This window comes from Streptomyces sp. NPDC047971 (assembly GCF_040653355.1).
Lineage (GTDB): Bacteria > Actinomycetota > Actinomycetes > Streptomycetales > Streptomycetaceae > Streptomyces.
The window spans coordinates 17,111-34,321 of the sequence record NZ_JBEZNW010000046.1 but is presented as its reverse complement, the minus strand read 5'-3'; the positions used below and the strand labels follow the sequence as shown (position 1 = coordinate 34,321).

At 74.1% G+C, this 17,211-nt stretch carries 15 protein-coding genes; 3 read left to right on the top strand and 12 right to left on the bottom strand.

What is annotated here, in order from left to right:
• Window positions 1–4: 4 nt before the first annotated feature.
• From AB0D99_RS30795 to AB0D99_RS30770, 6 genes are all read right to left on the bottom strand, one after another.
• Entirely contained in the window at window positions 5–1,138 is a 1,134-nt protein-coding gene (locus AB0D99_RS30795; protein ID WP_362369606.1) for an acyl-CoA dehydrogenase, read from the bottom strand.
• Window positions 1,135–3,012 carry a biotin carboxylase N-terminal domain-containing protein gene (locus tag AB0D99_RS30790; RefSeq protein WP_362369604.1) on the bottom strand — a complete coding sequence of 626 codons (1,878 nt, stop codon included), beginning with the start codon at window positions 3,010–3,012 and terminating at the stop codon, window positions 1,135–1,137. Before AB0D99_RS30790 ends, AB0D99_RS30795 begins: the two co-directional genes overlap by 4 nt.
• A gap of 8 nt (window positions 3,013–3,020) precedes the next feature.
• Window positions 3,021–4,619, bottom strand: coding sequence for a carboxyl transferase domain-containing protein (locus AB0D99_RS30785; RefSeq protein ID WP_362369601.1), 1,599 nt, complete (start codon window positions 4,617–4,619; stop codon window positions 3,021–3,023).
• Complete coding sequence (locus tag AB0D99_RS30780; protein WP_362369598.1) at window positions 4,616–6,304, bottom strand: acyclic terpene utilization AtuA family protein; 1,689 nt, start codon at window positions 6,302–6,304, stop codon at window positions 4,616–4,618. The genes AB0D99_RS30785 and AB0D99_RS30780 overlap by 4 nt, the downstream gene beginning before the upstream one ends.
• A complete protein-coding gene (locus tag AB0D99_RS30775; protein ID WP_362369595.1) occupies window positions 6,301–7,092 on the bottom strand; it encodes a TIGR03084 family metal-binding protein in 792 nt (263 codons plus the stop codon). Before AB0D99_RS30775 ends, AB0D99_RS30780 begins: the two co-directional genes overlap by 4 nt.
• A gap of 354 nt (window positions 7,093–7,446) precedes the next feature.
• A complete protein-coding gene (locus tag AB0D99_RS30770; protein ID WP_362369652.1) occupies window positions 7,447–8,055 on the bottom strand; it encodes a TetR/AcrR family transcriptional regulator in 609 nt (202 codons plus the stop codon).
• A 106-nt stretch (window positions 8,056–8,161) separates the two neighbouring features.
• On the opposite strand from AB0D99_RS30770, the gene AB0D99_RS30765 reads away from it, so the two are divergent.
• Window positions 8,162–8,650: a VOC family protein gene (locus tag AB0D99_RS30765; RefSeq protein ID WP_362369592.1), complete on the top strand. Its 489-nt coding sequence runs from the start codon at window positions 8,162–8,164 to the stop codon at window positions 8,648–8,650.
• Here AB0D99_RS30765 and AB0D99_RS30760 read toward each other — a convergent pair.
• Window positions 8,647–9,603 carry an EamA family transporter gene (locus AB0D99_RS30760; RefSeq protein WP_362369589.1) on the bottom strand — a complete coding sequence of 319 codons (957 nt, stop codon included), beginning with the start codon at window positions 9,601–9,603 and terminating at the stop codon, window positions 8,647–8,649. The genes AB0D99_RS30765 and AB0D99_RS30760 overlap by 4 nt on opposite strands.
• Before the next feature lie 108 nt (window positions 9,604–9,711).
• On the opposite strand from AB0D99_RS30760, the gene AB0D99_RS30755 reads away from it, so the two are divergent.
• The gene (locus tag AB0D99_RS30755) at window positions 9,712–10,611 is read left to right on the top strand and encodes a LysR family transcriptional regulator (protein ID WP_362369586.1); all 900 of its coding nucleotides are present in this window, start codon (window positions 9,712–9,714) and stop codon (window positions 10,609–10,611) included.
• An 86-nt stretch (window positions 10,612–10,697) separates the two neighbouring features.
• Here the strand turns inward: AB0D99_RS30755 and AB0D99_RS30750 are convergent, their stop codons facing one another.
• Window positions 10,698–11,291 carry an MBL fold metallo-hydrolase gene (locus AB0D99_RS30750; protein ID WP_362369583.1) on the bottom strand — a complete coding sequence of 198 codons (594 nt, stop codon included), beginning with the start codon at window positions 11,289–11,291 and terminating at the stop codon, window positions 10,698–10,700.
• Between the two features lie 115 nt (window positions 11,292–11,406).
• Here AB0D99_RS30750 and AB0D99_RS30745 point away from each other — a divergent pair, with 115 nt between their 5' ends.
• Window positions 11,407–12,441, top strand: coding sequence for a helix-turn-helix domain-containing protein (locus tag AB0D99_RS30745; RefSeq protein WP_362369580.1), 1,035 nt, complete (start codon window positions 11,407–11,409; stop codon window positions 12,439–12,441).
• On the opposite strand, the gene AB0D99_RS30740 is transcribed toward AB0D99_RS30745, so the two are convergent.
• The 4 genes from AB0D99_RS30740 to AB0D99_RS30725 all read right to left on the bottom strand — a co-directional run bounded on the left by AB0D99_RS30740 (window position 12,438) and on the right by AB0D99_RS30725 (window position 17,162).
• Entirely contained in the window at window positions 12,438–13,097 is a 660-nt protein-coding gene (locus AB0D99_RS30740; RefSeq protein WP_362369577.1) for a DUF5701 family protein, read from the bottom strand. The two genes, AB0D99_RS30745 and AB0D99_RS30740, sit on opposite strands and share 4 nt — an antisense overlap.
• A gap of 71 nt (window positions 13,098–13,168) precedes the next feature.
• Window positions 13,169–13,756 (bottom strand): DUF2867 domain-containing protein, encoded by a 588-nt coding sequence (locus tag AB0D99_RS30735; RefSeq protein ID WP_362369574.1) that lies wholly within the window; start codon window positions 13,754–13,756, stop codon window positions 13,169–13,171.
• Complete coding sequence (locus tag AB0D99_RS30730) at window positions 13,695–14,426, bottom strand: TetR/AcrR family transcriptional regulator (protein WP_362369571.1); 732 nt, start codon at window positions 14,424–14,426, stop codon at window positions 13,695–13,697. The genes AB0D99_RS30735 and AB0D99_RS30730 overlap by 62 nt, the downstream gene beginning before the upstream one ends.
• A gap of 9 nt (window positions 14,427–14,435) precedes the next feature.
• Complete coding sequence (locus AB0D99_RS30725; RefSeq protein ID WP_362369568.1) at window positions 14,436–17,162, bottom strand: FAD-binding and (Fe-S)-binding domain-containing protein; 2,727 nt, start codon at window positions 17,160–17,162, stop codon at window positions 14,436–14,438.
• Window positions 17,163–17,211: the final 49 nt, after the last annotated feature.

Below are 17,211 nucleotides of genomic sequence, written 5' to 3'. Positions count from 1 at the left end.
CGGATCAGTACGACTTGGGGAGCCCCAGGGTCTGGTGGGACACGTAGTTCAGGATCATCTCCCGGCTGACGGGGGCGATCCTGGCCACGCGGGACGCGGCGATCAGACGGGCGAGGCCGAACTCGCGGGTCAGGCCGTTGCCGCCGAGCGTGTGCACGGCCTGGTCGACGGCCTTCACACAGGCCTCACCGGCCGCGTACTTCGCCATGTTCGCCGCCTCGCCCGCGCCGACGTCGTCACCGGCGTCGTAGAGCTGGGCGGCCTTCTGCATCATCAGCCGGGCCAGCTCCAGTTCGATGCGGGCCTGCGCCAGGGGATGGGCGATGGCCTGGTGGGCGCCGATCGGCGACTTCCAGACCTGGCGCTCCTTGGCGTAGGCGACGGCCTTGTCGAGGGCGTAGCGGCCCATGCCGATCGCGAAGGCGGCCGTCATGATCCGCTCGGGGTTCAACCCGGCGAAGAGCTGGAGCAGGCCCGCGTCCTCGTCGCCCACCAACGCGTCCGCGGGAAGGTGGACGTCGTCGAGCGTCAGCTCGAACTGCTTCTCCTGGGCGTCCAGTTCCATCTCGATCTGCCGGCGCCCGAAGCCGGGGGTGTCGCGGGGGACGACGAAGAGACAGGGCTTGAGGTTGCCCGTCCGGGCGTCCGACGCCCGGCCGACGATCAGGGTCGCGTCGGCGATGTCGACACCCGAGACGAAGACCTTGCGGCCGTTGAGCACCCAGCCCGCCTCGGTCCTCGTGGCGGTCGTGGTGATCCGGTGGGAGTTGGAGCCCGCGTCGGGCTCGGTGATGCCGAAGGCCATCGTGCGGCTGCCGTCCGCCAGACCGGGCAGCCAGGTCCGCTTCTGCTCCTCCGTGCCGAAACGGGCGATGACGGTGCCGCAGATCGCCGGCGAGACCACCATCATCAGGAGCGGCGCGCCGGCGGCCCCGGCCTCCTCCAGGACGGTCGACAGCTCGGCCATGCCGCCGCCCCCGCCGCCGTACTCCTCCGGCAGGTTCACCCCGAGATAGCCGAGCTTGCCCGCCTCGGCCCACAGGGCGGCCCGGTCGAAGCCGGGACCGTGGCGGTGGCCGAGCGCGGAGACGGCGGCACGGAGCGCCGTGAGCTCTTCGCTTTCGATCATGGTGCTCATACGGTCTGGTCCTCCTGTGCATCGGTCTGTACGACGGCGAGCAGGGCACCGACCTCGACCTGGCGGCCGGGGGCGGCGTGGAGCGCGGTGAGCGTGCCGGAGGCGGGGGCGATGACGCGGTGCTCCATCTTCATGGCCTCCAGCCAGAGCAGCGGCTGCCCGGCCGTGACCCGAACGCCCGGCGCGAGGCCGTCGGCGACCCGGACGACGGTGCCGGGCATGGGCGCCAGCAGGGAGCCGGGTTCCCGCTGGTCGGTGGGGTCGGGGAAGCGGGGCCGCACGGCGAGCCGGTGCGGGCCGACGTGGACGGTGTCGCCGTGCCGGGCGACCTCGTAGTCGCGCACGACCCCGTCGACGTCGAGTCGTACGCGACCGGGGGCGACACCGACGGCCCGGACGCCCTCGGGGGCGGAGACGGCGTACCCCTCCCGGGTGGGCCGGTAGCGGACCTCGTGGTCCCCGTACGTCCTGGCCTGGTCCTGCGACGCGAGGTTCCGCCACCCGCCGCCGAACCGGCCCCGGTTCTCCTCGGCCTCCGCGAGCGCGGCGGCGACGGCCGCGTACGCCGCTCCGGGCGGGGCCTGGGTGAGAGCGTCGAGGTTCCGGTCGTAGAACCCGGTGTCGAGACGGGCGGGGTCGCCGAACTCCGGATGCCGAAGGCTCGCGACCAACAGGTCCCGGTTGGTCACGGGCCCGTGGATCCGGGCCCGCTCCAGCACGTGGGCGAGTTTGCGGACGGCCTCCGCGCGGGTGGCCGCGTGGACGACGACCTTGGCGATCATGGCGTCGTAGTGCACGCCGATGGTGTCCCCGGAGAGGTAGCCGGTGTCGACGCGGGGACCCGACGGGAGGTCGAGCGTGTGCAGCGTGCCCGTCTGCGGCGTCCAGCCCGACGCCGGGTCCTCCGCGTAGAGGCGGGCCTCGATCGCGTGGCCCTCCGCCTTCGGGGGCTCCGGAGGCAGCGCCCGGCCCTCGGCGACCGACAGCTGGAGACCGACCAGATCGACCCCGTGCACCTCCTCCGTCACCGGATGCTCCACCTGGAGGCGCGTGTTCATCTCCAGGAAGTGCGCCCGGCCCTCCGCGACCAGGAACTCGACCGTGCCGGCGCCGACATAGCCGACCGCCTTCGCGGCCGACACCGACCGGTCGTGCAGCTCCGCGAGCAGCGCCGGCGGCAGACCCGGCGCCGGGGACTCCTCGATCACCTTCTGGTGGCGGCGCTGGAGCGAGCAGTCGCGGGTGCCGAGCGCCCAGACCGTGCCGTGGCCGTCCGCGAGGACCTGGACCTCCACGTGGCGGCCGTTCTCCACGTACGGCTCGACGAACACCTCGCCGTCCCCGAAGGCGCTCGCGGCCTCCGCCGACGCGGCCGCCAGCTCCCCCTCCAGCGCGGCCAGTTCGCGGACGACCCGCATGCCACGCCCGCCGCCGCCCGCCGCCGCCTTCACCAGGACCGGCAGGTCGGCCTCCGTGACGTCGGCGGCGACCAGCGGGGCGATCCCGAGGAGTTCCTTCGCCCGCGTCTTGGAGGCCATCGCCTCGATCGCGGCCGGCGGAGGGCCGATCCACACCAGGCCCGCGTCCAGGACCTGCCGGGCGAACTCCGGGTTCTCCGAGAGGAAGCCGTACCCCGGGTGGACCGCGTCCGCCCCCGCGGCCAGTGCCGCCTTCACCACCAGGTCCCCGCGCAGATACGTCTCCCCGGGCGTCGCGCCCGGCAGCCGCACCGCCGCGTCCGCCTCCCGCACGTGGAGGGCGGAGGCGTCCGCGTCCGAGTACACGGCGACCGTCTCGACGCCCAGCTCACGGCACGTACGGAACACCCGGCAGGCGATCTCGCCCCGGTTCGCGACCAACAGCCTGGAGATCATCACTCGCCTCACATTCGGAAGACGCCGAAGCCGCCGCGCGCGCCCTCGACCGGTGCCGTGTGGATCGCGGACAGGCACAGCCCGAGGACCGTGCGCGTGTCGCGGGGGTCGATGACGCCGTCGTCGTACAGCCGCCCGGACAGGAACATCGGCAGGGACTCCGACTCGATCTGCGCCTCGACCATCGCGCGCAGCCCCGCGTCCGCCTCGTCGTCGTACGGCTGCCCCTTCGCGGCGGCGCTCGCACGCGCGACGATCGACAGGACCCCGGCGAGCTGCTGCGGCCCCATGACGGCCGACTTGGCGCTCGGCCAGGCGAAGAGGAAGCGCGGATCGTAGGCCCGGCCGCACATGCCGTAGTGCCCCGCGCCGTACGACGCGCCCATCAGTACCGACAGGTGCGGCACCCGGCTGTTCGACACCGCGTTGATCATCATCGCGCCGTGCTTGATGATGCCGCCCTGCTCGTACTCCCTGCCGACCATGTAGCCGGTGGTGTTGTGGAGGAAGACCAGCGGAATGTCGCGCTGGTTGGCGAGCTGGATGAACTGCGCCGCCTTCTGCGACTCCGCGCTGAACAGCACGCCCTGGGCGTTGGCGAGGATGCCGACCGGGTAGCCGTGCAGCTCCGCCCAGCCCGTCACGAGGCTCGGCCCGTACAGGGGCTTGAACTCGTCGAAGTCCGAGCCGTCCACGACACGGGCGATGACCTCGCGCGGGTCGAAGGGGGTCTTCAGGTCCCCGGGCACGATCCCGAGCAGCTCGTCCTCGTCGTACTTCGGCGGCTCCGCGACGGCCGGATCGGGCAGCGCCTTGCGGTGGTTGAGGCGAGCGACGATCCGCCGCGCCTGACGCAGCGCGTCGGCCTCGTCGACGGCGTAGTGGTCCGCGAGTCCGGAGACGCGGGCGTGCATCTCCGCGCCGCCGAGCGACTCGTCGTCGCTCTCCTCGCCCGTCGCCATCTTCACCAGCGGCGGACCGCCGAGGAAGACCTTGGACCGTTCCTTGATCATCACCGTGTGGTCGGACATGCCGGGGACGTAGGCACCGCCGGCCGTCGAGTTGCCGAAGACCACGGCGATGGTGGGGATGCCGGCGGCGGACAGCCGCGTCAGGTCGCGGAAGAGCGCCCCGCCGGGGATGAAGATCTCCTTCTGGGACGGCAGATCGGCGCCTCCGGACTCCACGAGGGAGATGACCGGGAGCCGGTTGGCGTACGCGATCTCGTTGGCGCGCAGGGCCTTCTTGAGCGTCCACGGGTTGGAGGCGCCACCGCGCACGGTCGGGTCGTTGGCGGTGATCAGGCACTCGACGCCCTCGACGACGCCGATGCCCGTGACGATCGACGCGCCGACGGGATAGTCGCTGCCCCAGGCGGCGAGCGGCGACAGCTCCAGGAACGGGGTGTCGGGGTCGAGGAGCAGCTCGATCCGTTCGCGGGCGAGCATCTTCCCGCGCGCCCGGTGCCGCGCGACGTACTTCTCTCCGCCGCCCGCGAGCGCCTTGGCGTGTTCGGTTCCGAGGGCCGCCAGCTTGTCGAGCATGGCGGCGCGATGGGCCGCGTAGTCGGGTCCGCCCGTGTCGAGGGCGGAGGCGAGGACGGTCACAGCAGTTCCTCCGGTACGTCGAGTTCGCGGGCGCGGAGCCATTCGCCGAGGGCCTTGGCCTGGGGGTCGAAGCGGGCCTGGGAGGCGACGCCCTCGCCGAGGAGGCCGGTGACGACGAAGTTCACCGCGCGCAGGTTCGGCAGCAGGTGGCGTACGACCTCCAGCCCGGCCGTCTCCGGCAGGAGGTGCCCGAGGCGTTCGGCGGTGAGGGTGTGGGCGAGCCAGCGCCACGCGGCGTCCGTGCGGACCCAGACGCCGACGTTCGCGTCGCCCCCCTTGTCGCCGCTGCGGGCCCCGGCGACGCGCCCGAGCGGCACCCGCCGCACCGGGCCGGGCGGGAGGGGCTCGGGCAGCGGGGGCGTGCCGACCGGCGTCAACTCCCGCGTGCGCCCGGGTACGGGGAGGGTGACGCGGCCGCCGTCGGGGAGGACGGCCGTGTGCGGGACGTCGGCGGCCGGGACGGGCCGGGTCTCGAAGACGCCGTAGGGCGCGCCCCTGCCGGGCGGGGCGGTGACGTGGAAGCCGGGGTAGCTCGCGAGGGCCAGCTCGATCGCGGCGCCGCTGAGGGCGCGTCCGACGGGCTCGGGGGCCGGGTCGCGGACGACGAGGCGCAGCAGCGCGCTCGCGGTCTCCTCGGTCGCGGCGTCCGTGTGATCGGTGCGGGCCAGCTCCCACCGCACCTCCGCGGGGCGCGACTTGGTGCGCGCGAAGGCGTCCTCGACCTGCTCCCTGACCAGCTCGGCCTTGGCCTCGATGTCGAGCCCGGTGAGGACGAGGACGACCTCGTTGCGGTGGCCGCCGATCCTGGTGAACCCCGCCTTGAGGGTGGGTGGCGGCGCCTCGCCCCGTACGCCGTCGATCCGGACCCGGTCCGGCCCGTCCTGGGTGAGCCGTACGGTGTCGAGCCGGGCGGTCACGTCGGGCCCCGCGTAGCGCGCGCCCGCCGTCTCGTACAGGAGCTGCGCGGTGACGGTGCCGAGGTCGACGACGCCGCCGGTGCCGGGGTGCTTGGTGATGACGGCGCTGCCGTCGGCGTGGAGTTCGGCCAGCGGGAAGCCGGGGCGGCGCATCGTGCGCCGGTCGTGTTCGGCGAAGAAGGCGTAGTTGCCGCCGGTGGCCTGGGTGCCGCACTCCAGGACGTGTCCCGCGACGACCGCGCCGGCCAGCTTGTCGTACTCCTCCGCTCCCCAGCCGAAGTGCCACTGCGCGGGGCCGGTGACGAGGGCGGCGTCGGTGACGCGGCCGGTGACGACGACGTCGGCGCCGGCGTCGAGGCAGGCGGCGATGCCGGTTCCCCCGAGGTAGGCGTTGGCGGTGAGGGCGCCGTCCTCGGCGGGGAGGCGGTCGCCCTCGACGTAGGCGATCCGGGCGGGGACGCCGAGCCGCCGGCTCAGCTCGCCGAGCGCCTCGGCGAGGCCGGCGGGGTTGAGGCCGCCGGCGTTGGTGACGATGCGGACGCCGCGCTCGTGGGCGAGGCCGAGGCCCTCCTCCATCTGGCGCAGGAAGGTCTTGGCGTAGCCGGTGGCCGGGTCCTTGAGGAGGTCCCGGCCGAGGATGAGCATGGTCAGTTCGGCGAGGTAGTCACCGGTGAGGACGTCGAGTTCGCCGCCGGTGAGCATCTCGCGGACGGCGTCGAAGCGGTCCCCGTAGAAGCCGGAGGCGTTGCCGACGCGGAGGGGGTTCACCGGTCCCCCCGCGGTGCGCGGCCCGTGCCCGCCGGGCCCGCGAACGCCTGGGCGATGGTGAGCCAGTGGGCGGCGTCGGGGCCTTCGGCGGTGAGGGCGGTGTCGTCGGGGTGGACGCGCTGGGTCACGAGGAGGCAGAAGTCGAGGGCGGGCCCGGTGATCCGCTGGGCGGCGTCCTCGGGCCCGTAGGCCCATTCCTCGCCGTCGGGCCCGGTGAGCCGGACCCGGAAGGGGGCCGACGGCGGGGTGATCCCCCGGACGAGATAGGCGTAGTCGCGGGCGCGGATGCCGATCCAGGCGACGTGGCGCAGCCGGGCGGTCGGTTCGCGGACGACGCCGAGGGCGTCGGCGATGTCCTGGCCGTGTGCCCAGCTCTCCATGAGCCGGGCGGTGCCCATGGAGACGGCGCTCATCGGCGGCCCGTACCAGGGGAATCGGGCACCGGGCGGTGCCGTGCGCAGGGCGCTCTGCAGCCGCTCGCGCCCGACGCGCCAGCGTCCGAGCAGCTCGGCGGGCGGGAGGGCGGCGCCCCGGGCCGCGCCGTCGTCGACGAACGTGTCGGGCGCGGCGAGCGCCTTCTCGGCCTCGGCGGCGAACGCGTCGGGGTCGGTGGCGGCGAGCAGGGCCGCCCGGTCGGTCCAGGCGAGATGGGCGATCTGGTGGGCGATCGTCCAGCCGGCGGCGGGGGTGGGCGCGGCCCATTCGCCGTCGCTCAACCCCCGTACGAGGAGGTCGACTTCCTCGCTCTCACTGCGCAGATCGTCGAGGACGACGGCAGGGTCGGACACGGTGCGCTCCCCTCGGGACACGGGCGTGTGCCGAGGAGCATGGCAGCGGACGGAGAAACAATCAAGCGCGCTTGCTTTAGTTCTTGACGCGATCGCGCGAGCGCTCCGCCGCCACGGAGGGGGTGCGACCGGGGGCGCGCGCCTGGCGGCGCGGCGCGCGGCCGGGGCGCGCCGCCCGGGTGCGGGACCGGGCACGCGTCGCCCAGGCACGGGACCGGGCACGCGTCGCCCGGGTACGGGACCGGGCACGCGTCGCCGGGGTACGGGACCGGGCACGCGTCGCCCGGGTACGGGACCGGGCACGCGTCGCCGGGCCGGGTCGCCGGGTGCGCGCGACCGGGCCGCGCGTCGCCGTTACCGCTCCTGGCGGCGGAGGCCCGACAGGAGGCCGTCCAGGGCGTTCATCGTCAGGTCCAGCCCTGCGGGTGTGCCGCCGCGGGCCAGCCAGAGCGCGGCCTCGTTCATCGCGCCCGACAGCAGGCGCGCCAGGGGTTCGACCGGCTGCTCGGCGACGATCCCGGCGTCGATCAGGGCCGCCAGGGCCTCGGCCAGATGCCGGGCGGAGGACTCCTCGTCCAGGGCCCGCCACTCCTCCCACCCGAGGACGTTCGGCGCGTCGACCAGCACGATCCGCCGTACGGCCGGGTCCGAGCCGGCCGCGAGGAAGGTCCGGCAGCCGGCGCGCAGCTGCTCCCAGGGGTCGGCGTGCCCCTCCGCCGCAGCCGCGACCCGCTCGCCCAGTTCGCGCTGAACCTCGGCGACCACGGCCCGGAAGAGCCCCGCCTTGCTCTCGAAGTGGTGGTAGGCGGCGCCCTTGGTGACCCCGACGGCCTGGGCGACCTCGGCGAGGACCACGCCGTGGTAGCCGTCCTCGGCGAACCGCCGCCGCCCCTCGGCCAGCAGCGCCCGCCGGGTTGCCGCCCGCCGCTCCGCCCTGCTGCCCGCCGCCCGCTCGTCCGCCATCGCCACGCACCGCCCTTTCCCGCTTCACATACCCCGGGTATGCTAGCCGGACAGTTCACATACCCGAGGTATGCGAAACAGAGCGCACGCGCAGAGGAGTCATGCCATGAGAACCGGGCTCGACAGCTTCTACCCCGTGATCTGCACCCGCGACGTCGCCGCGGCACGCGACTTCTACACCCGCCATCTCGGCTTCACGCCGACCTTCGAGGCCGACTGGTACGTGAGCCTGCGCCGCCCCGACGCGCCGCACTACGAGCTCGCGCTGCTCGACCACAGCCACCCGACCCTCCCCGAGGGCCATCGCACCCCCACCCAGGGCGGCCTGCTGCTCAACTTCGAGGTGGAGGACGTGGACGCGGAGCACCGCCGACTGGTCGGCGAGGCGGGGCTGCCCGAACTGCTCCCGCTGCGCACGGAGGACTTCGGCCAGCGGCACTTCATCGTCGGGGCCCCGGACGGGGTGCTGATCGACGTGATCACGACGATCCCGCCGACCGCCGAGTACGCGGATCAGTACACGCCGGATCAGGGCGCGGCGGCGCAGGGCGCGTCGGCGCAGGGCGCGGCGGATCGGCACACGCCCGCCGACTAGACCTCCGGCGGCAGCGCGGACACCCGCTTCATCTGCGTGCGCACCGCACCCATGCTCGCCGCGATGACCAGGGCGATCGCCAGCGCGTCCGTCAGGGCGAGCGCCTGGCTCAGGACGAGGAAGCCGGCGGTCGCCGCGATGGCCGGTTCCAGGCTCATCAGGATCGCGAAGGTGGGCGCGGGCAGCCGGCGCAGGGCGAGGAGTTCGAGCGTGTACGGGAGGACGGAGGACATCAGCGCCACACAGAGGCCGAGGCCGATCGTGGAGGGGACGAGCAGCTTGTCGCCCGCCTCGACGATGCCGAACGGCAGGCTGATCACCGCACCGAAGGCCATCGCCAGCGCGAGTCCGTCCGCCTGCGGGAAGCGCCGGCCGGTGCGGGCGCTGAAGACGATGTACGTCGCCCACATCGCGCCCGCCGCGAGCGCGAAGGCCGCGCCCACCGGGTCGAGCCGGTCGAAGCCGCCACCGCTGAGCAGGAGGACGCCACCGAGGGCGAGGGCCGCCCACAGCAGGTTCACCAGCCGGCGCGAGGCGACCACCGAGAGGACGAGCGGGCCGAGGACCTCCAGGGTCACGGCGGCGCCGAGCGGGATCCGGTCCGCCGCCTGGTAGAAGAGGATGTTCATGCCCGCCATGGCGGTACCGAAGGCGACGACGGTGCCCCAGTCGGCACGTCCGTAGCCGCGCACCTTGGGGCGGCAGACGATCAGCAGGACGGCCGCGGCGAGGACCAGGCGCAGGGTGACGACACCGAGGGCGCCGGCGCGGGGCATGAGCAGCACGGCGACGGCCGACCCGAACTGCACGGACAGACCGCCGGCGACGACCAGCGCGACCGGGCCGAGGCGCGTGGCGCGGACCGAGGCACCCGGCGCGGCGGTCGACGCGCCCGCGCCCGCTCCCCCCGCCGCCGTCGCCCCGGCGGCGATGTCCTTGACCGGGCTGTCCACCGGCTCACTCCCTCGCACAGTTCATCAGACTGGACTATCAGTCCAGAATACTGCACCCGTCAACCGGGTTCCGCCTCTCACGTTACGAACCGCCGCGCGGCAGGTGAAATGCCGATTGGGCTGCGGTTATGCTCCGGACGCATGAGCCGCACGAGCATCGAGCTGCGCCATCTCCGCTGCTTCCTCGCCATCGCCGAGGAGGGCAATGTGACCCGGGCGGCGGCCCGCCTCCATCTCACCCAGCCCGCCGTCTCCCGCACGCTCGCCGCCCTGGAGAAACACCTCGGCACCCGGCTCGTCGACCGCTCCACCCACCACCTGTCGCTGACCGCCGAGGGCCGCGCCTTCCATGACCGGGCCGCCGCGGCCGTCGCCGCCTTCGACACGGCCCTGGATCCCGAGCGACTGCGCCGGCGGCCGCTGCGGCTCGGGCACGCGTGGTCGGCCTTCGGTCCGTTCACCACTCCCCTGCTCCGGCGCTGGGAGCGGGACCACCCCGAGACCCCCCTGGAACTGCTGCGCATCGACGACCGCACCGCCGGTCTCGTACGGGGCGAGGTGGACGCGGCGCTGCTGCGCGGGCCGGTGGAGGCGCCGGGCCTGGCGACGGAGGAACTGGCGACGGAGGGCAGGGTCGCCGCGGTCCCCACCGACAGCGGGCTGGCGTCCCGTACGTCGCTCACGCTGGCGGACCTCGCCGACGGGACGGTCGTCCTCAACACCGTCTCCGGTACGACGACCCTCGATCTCTGGCCCCCGTCGCGCCGTCCGGCGACCACGCTCACCGTCGGCAACACCGACGACTGGCTGACGGCGATCGCGGCGGGCCGGGGCGTCGGCGTCTCCTCGGCCTCGACGGCCGCCATGCACCCCCACCCGGGCGTGGCCTACCGCCCGCTCCCGGACGCGCCGCCGGTCCATGTCCTGCTGGCCTGGCGCGACGCGTCCCCCCACCCGGCCACGGCGCTGCTGGTGGCACTGGCCCGGGAGATCGCCGGGGAGTCGTGAGGACGCCGCGTCACTCCGACGCGCGGTCGCACCCGGCCGGCTCGCGCGAGGCGGCGGCCCGTCGGGCGGGGCATGACCGACACCCTTCAGAGCACGGCCTCGTCACCCGCGGGGAACGGCGCGCCGTGACCGGGGACGATCACGTCGGACGCCTTCAGGACACGGAGGCGGTTGTCGCGGAGCAGATCGCGGTCGGGGGCCACGGGGTCCTCGGCCGGGCCGTCCGGGCGCCACCACAGGTCGCCCACGAAGGCGACGACGCCTTCGGCCGTGCCCGCGAGGAGCGTGATGTCCTCGGGGCTGTGTCCCGGGGTGCGGATCAGACGCAGGGACGGGGTCAGTTCATACCCCTCGGCGTCCCGGTCGGTCCACTGGTCGCCGAGGTACTCGGCCTTGTGGTCGTGGACGCGCGCCGAGCCGAACAGGCCCACGTTCATCGTGTTGTCGGGGTGGTGGTGGCTCAGCACGACATCGGTGATGTCCTCGGGGCCCAGGCCCAGTTCGGCGAGCGGGCCGAGGATGCGGTCACGGCTCGCGACCATGCCGGGGTCGACGATCACATGACGGTCGCCGTCGGAGACGTACGAGACGGTGGCGGCGACGCCCGGGCCCGTGGAGGTGGTGTAACCGGTGGTCAGGACGGTGAAGGTGGCGGTGTTCCCGCGCGGCTGGTCTGTCATGTCCCCAAGCTTCGCCGGACGAACGACCACGGACGAGTGGCCGTACTGCCACCCATCGCGGGTTTTGTGCCACACTCCCCGCGCGGCCGCTCCCCGGCGTGCCACACTCCGCCTCATGCCGCCGTTCCTGAACGTCGCCGCCTACGCCCCGCCCCGCGTCGGGATGCTCGCCGTCGGCCTCGTCTCCGAGGTCTTCAGCGCTCCCCCCGCGAGCCTGCCGCGCTTCGACTTCGCGCTCTGCTCCGACCGGCCCGGGCGGGTCCCGACCGACCTCGGCGTCCCGCTCACCGTCGAGCACGGGCTCGACCGGCTCGCCGCCGCCGATCTCGTACTCGCCCTGCCCTGGGCCGACTTCCGCGTCCCGCCGCCGGCTCCCGTGCTCGACGCGCTCCGCACCGCCCACGCGCGCGGCGCGCTGGTCGGGTCGCACTGCGTCGGCGCCTTCGCGCTCGCCGCCGCCGGTCTGCTCGACGGGCTCCGGGCCACCACGCACTGGCGGTTCGCCGATCTGCTCGCGAACCGCCACCCGTCCGTGACCGTCGAGCGGGACGCGCTCTACGTCGACGAGGGCCGGATCATCACGGGCGCGGGCGCGGCGGCCGGATTCGACCTCTGTCTGCATCTGCTGCGCCGGGAGTACGGGGCGGCGGCCGCCAACGCGGTCGCCCGTGACCTCGTCCTGCCGCCGCACCGCGACGGCGGTCAGGCCCAGTACGTCACCGCTCCCGTCCCCGAGGACTGCGAGGACGAGCGGCTCTCCGGCGTCCTCGCCTGGGCCCGCGCCCACCTCCACGAGCCGCTGCCCGTGGCCGAACTGGCCCGGCGCGCCCTGATGAGCCGCCGCTCCTTCGCCCGCCGCTTCGCCGCCGCCACGGGGACGACACCCCACGCGTGGGTCCTCGGCCTGCGGCTCGGCCGGGCGGAGGAGCTCCTGGAGACGACCGACCTGCCGGTGGAGGAGATCGCCCGCCTGGTCGGATACGGCAGCGCGGCGGTGCTGCGCGAGCAGTTCGTCCGCCGACGGGGCGTACCGCCCCGGACCTACCGCCGCACGTTCACGAGAACGGAGACGGCAGGCGCCGGGGACGTGGCCCAGGGCGTTTCCTCCGGATCGGGCCGAGCGCGGCAAGATCCGGAAGGGACGCCCTAGCCCTCGCGGCCCGTGGTGGAGCCGAAGCCCAGCCAGGTGTGGCGGTTGCCCCACCAGCACCAGCCGACCTTCGGGGCGTCGCGCCGCTCGCGGCCGTCCCTGCCGGTGCCGTTGCTGATCCAGATCGCGGGGGTACGGGCGTCCAGGGTGCCGTTGGCCTTGCGCAGCCGGGAGCCGATGGTCATGAAGCAGTTGTTGCGCTCCAGGACCTCCGGCTGCTGGAGCACCCAGTGGATGCCCTCGGTGAGCAGCATCGGGCTGCGGCCCTGCTCGGTGAGGGCGGGCAGGGCCTCCTCCGGGCTCCAGTTGGCCATGTGGTCGCCGCGGTCGGGGCCGGTGACGAGGTAGAGCGGGGTGTCGGGGAGTTCGATCCCGCCGGACGGCGCGAAGTCGTCGACGTCGGGCATGTCGACGACGACGAATCCGGGTCTGCCCTCGCGGCGCAGCAGCGGCGCGAGGGCGGAGGCGGGGGCCCGTTCCGGGTGGACGGCGAGCAGCGCGCCGCCGTGCGCGTCGTCGGCGCCCGCGGCGAAGGCGCGCAGCTCCTCGGCGGTGATCCCCGCGAGCTCGTGCACGCCGAGCTCGATCAGACGCTCGGCCTGGGCGGCGAGCGGCGGCAGCGGGGTCACGGTGGCGGGCGGGACTGATGTGGACAACGGGACTCCTCGGTCGGTGATGCGCGGCTGTGGACCCGAGGGAAACGCGGTAGTCGAGCGGAACGTTCCCTTCACCTGGAGGGGGTGGTCTCGCTCCACTGGCGTCCGATGTCGCGCATCAACGGCGGGTAGACGATCAGGTGCCGGAAGGGGCCGATGAGGGCCATGTACGCCTTGCCGAAGAGGCCGTTGGGCTTCACGAGGACGGCCATCTGACCCCGGTATCCGCCGGAGCCGTCGGGGACCCAGCTGATGTGCATCACTCCGTGGCAGGTCCGGTTGGCCATCTCCGCCGCCCACTCGTCGTCCCTCAGGTAGACGGACGTGAAGGGCAGCCGGTCGAACTCCGGGCCGGCCGGGCCGTCGCGGAGGTCCTGCGGCAGCCGGTCGCGGAGGGTCGGCACCCGGGAGCCGAGGCCCTTCTCCCTGTCGTCCCAGCCGAGCAGCGCGCCGAGCTTCCAGCGGATCGCGAAGAGCAGACGGGCGATCCGGGAGGAGTTCTCGCTCGTGTCGCCGCCGGCGAAGTTCCGTATCAGGCGCGGGAAGTCGTCGGGACCACCGGGCGTGGGCAGCGCCCAGACGTCGTAGACGCGGAAGTCAGGCGTTATCTCGTGGATCCGCCAGGGGCGGGACGTGTGCGCGGACTGGGGGAGTTCCATGGCTTTCCTCCTGCGGTGCGTTCCGTACAGAGGGGTGCGTGGTGCGGGGGTCGAGCCCGAGGGCTCCCGCGGCCGCCGCGACGACGAGGGACACGTCGTCGGGCACACGGCCGGCGAGGGCGATCGAGGTTCCTTCGAGCGCGCCGACGTAGGCGAGCGCGACGTCCGCGGCCGGCGGTCCGTCGGGGATCGTCCCCGCCGCCCGCCCGGCCTCGACGAATCCGGTGCAGAGGTCGAGGAGTTGGCGGTAGCCGGTCTCCACGACCTGTCCGATCGGGTGGTCCTGCCCGGAGAACTCCAGACGCAGCGCGACAGCCACGCGGGCGATGTCGCGACGGCAGAAGACCGTGTGGGCGCGGGCGAGCGTGAGCAGCGCGGCGAGCGGATCCGGCTCGCGCCAGACGTGCTGCCCGACCTCCTGGTCCCAGAACCGGAAGACCCACTCGGAGACGGCGAGGGCCAGGTCCTGCTTGTCCTTGAACTGGTGGTAGAGCGCGCCGCGCGTGTAGCCGGCGTCCCTGGCCACCTGCTCGAGGACGAGGTTGCTGTACCCGTGCCGGGACAGCCCCCGGGCCGCCGACTCCAGCAGCGCGCCGCGCGTCCGCTCCCGCCGCTCGGCCTGGGTGGAACGCCGCGGACGCGACGAGCCCGGCTCCTCACGTACATTCATGAATGTATGTTACCGCTCCCGCAGCGCCTCCGCGAGGACTTCCGCCAGATGACGGGCGCGACGGCCCGTCAGATCGTCCAGTTGGGTACGGCAGGAGAAGCCGTCGGCCAGGAGGACCGCGTCGTCGTCCGCCGCGCGGACCGCCGGGAGGAGCTGGTCCTCCGCGCAGGCCACCGAGACCTCGTAGTGGCCCGGCTCGAAGCCGAAGTTGCCCGCGAGACCACAGCAGCCGCCGCTCAACTCGCCGACCAGCCCCATCCGTTCCCGCAGGCGCCGGTCCGCGCCGTCCCCCAGGACCGCGTGCTGGTGGCAGTGGGTCTGGCCGGCCACCGGGTGGTCGAGACGCGGGGGCTCCCACGCGGGCGCGAACTCCTCCAGCGCCTCGGCGAAGGTCCGCACCGACGAGGCCAGCGTCCGGGCCCGGGGATCGTCCGGGAGGAGTTCGGGGAGGTCGGTCCGCAGGGTCGCCGCGCAGGAGGGTTCCAGGACGACCACCGGATGGCCCAGCTTGGGCTCCATCACGTCGAGCGTCCTGCGCATCGCCTTCCGAGCCCGGTCCAGCTGGCCCGTCGACACGTAGGTCAGCCCGCAGCACACCCGCCCCGGCGGCAGCCCCACCCCCAGACCGGCGGCGTGCAGCACCCGCACCGCCGAGCGGCCCACCCCGGGCGCCAGGTGGTTGGTGAAGGTGTCCGGCCACAGCAGCACGTCCACGGCCTCCTCCAGCCGCGCCCCGAACCAGGACACGAACGTCAGCGCCGCCACCCGCGGCAGCTTCCGCTCCGGAGTGACACCCGCGAACCGCGCGGGGAGCATCCGCGCGATGTTCAGCGCCGGGCCGAACAGCCTCAGCCACTCCGGCAGCCGGCCCATCGTCAGATGCGAGCGCGGCCGCCGCCGGTCCGCGTAGTGCCGATCGAGGAACTCCGCCTTGTACGCGGCCATGTCCACGCCCACCGGACAGTCGCTCCGGCACCCCTTGCACGACAGGCACAGGTCGAGGGCCTCCTTGACCTCCTCCGAGCGCCAGCCGTCCGTGATCACCTCGCCCAGCGCCATCTCGTGCAGCAGCCGCGCCCTGCCCCGCGTCGAATGCCGCTCCTCCCCCGTCGCACGGTACGAAGGGCACATCACCTCCGGCCCCGACGTCGGCCCCTCCACCCGGCACTTGGCCACCCCCACACAGCGCGCCGGCTCCCGGCCCACCAACGGCAGGCCCTGGAAGCGCAGGTTCGTGTCGAGCGGCGCCGGCCGCACCAGCATCCCCGGGTTCAGACCGCCGTCCGGGTCCCACACGTCCTTGACCGCGCCGAACACCGACACCAGCTCGGGCCCGTACATCCGCGGCAGCAGCTCCGCCCGCGCCTGTCCGTCCCCGTGCTCCCCCGACAGCGAGCCCCCGTGCGCCACCACCAGATCCGCCACCGCCTCGGAGAACTCCCGGAAACGCCCCACTCCCTTCCCGGTGTAGAGGTCGAAGTCGATCCGGACGTGGATGCAGCCGTCGCCGAAGTGGCCGTACGGGGTGCCCCGCAGACCGTGCTCGGCGAGCAGCGCGCGGAACGCGCGCAGGTACGCGCCCAGCCTCGCCGGCGGGACCGCGCAGTCCTCCCAGCCCGGCCACGCGTCGCCGCCCCCGGGCATCCGCGTCGCCGTGCCCGCCGCGTCCTCCCGGATCCGCCACAGCGCGCGCTGCCCCGCCGGGTCCGTCACCAGCGACGCGTCCAGCGCGTCCGCCGCGGCGATCAGCCCACGCGCCGCCGGCTCACCGTCCATCTCCACGAACAGCCAGGCGCCACCGCGCGGCAGCCCCGACGCGCCCCGCACCAGATCGGCCGCCATCCCCTCCACCGTCAGCGGGCCCAGCGTCAGCAGCCCCGCCGCCGCGTCGGCCGCCGCGCTCTCGTCCGCGTATCCGAGGACCGCCAGGACCGGCGAGGCGGGCAACGGCACCAGCCGTACCGTCGCCTCCGTCAGCACCCCCAGCGTGCCCTCGCTGCCGCAGTACGAGCGGGCCACGTCCGCGCCCCGCTCCGGCAGCAGCGCGTCGAGCGCGTAGCCGGAGATCCGGCGCGGCAGCCCGGCCGGATAGCCCGTCCGCAGCAGGGCGAGCCGCCCCTCCACCAGCTCCCGCAGCCCCGCCGGCGCGCCCTGCCATTCCCGGCCGAGGCGCAGCCGCTCGCCCCCGTACGTCAGGACGTCGAGCCCGCGCACGTTGTCGGCGGTCGTCCCCCACGCCACCGAGTGCGCCCCGCAGGCGTTGTTCCCGATCATGCCGCCGAGGGTGCAGCGGCTGTGCGTCGACGGATCGGGGCCGAAGGTCAGCCCGTACGGGCGCACCGCGTCCCGCAGCCGGTCCAGCACCACCCCCGGCTGGACGACGGCCGTGCGCGCCGCGTGGTCGACGGAGACGACGGCCCGCATGTGACGTGTGAAGTCGAGCACGACGCCCGTGCCGGTCGCCTGGCCCGCGATCGACGTGCCGCCGCCCCGGGCGACGACCGGCACCCCCCGTTCGCGGCAGACCGAGAGCACCGCCGCCACGTCCCCGGCGTCGCGGGGGGCGACCACACCCACCGGCACCCGGCGGTAGTTGGAGGCGTCCATCGTCGTCAGGGCCCTGGCCGTGGCGCCGAAATCGACGTCTCCGGCCACCTCCGCACGGAGGGCGTCCTCCAGCTCGGACCGCTCATGGTGTTTTCGCACGAGGTCAGGATGTCTCACCTGTCGTCTCATCCGGCGGACATCGTTCCGCCGTGGCCCTTCCGACCGGATACGCTCCGCC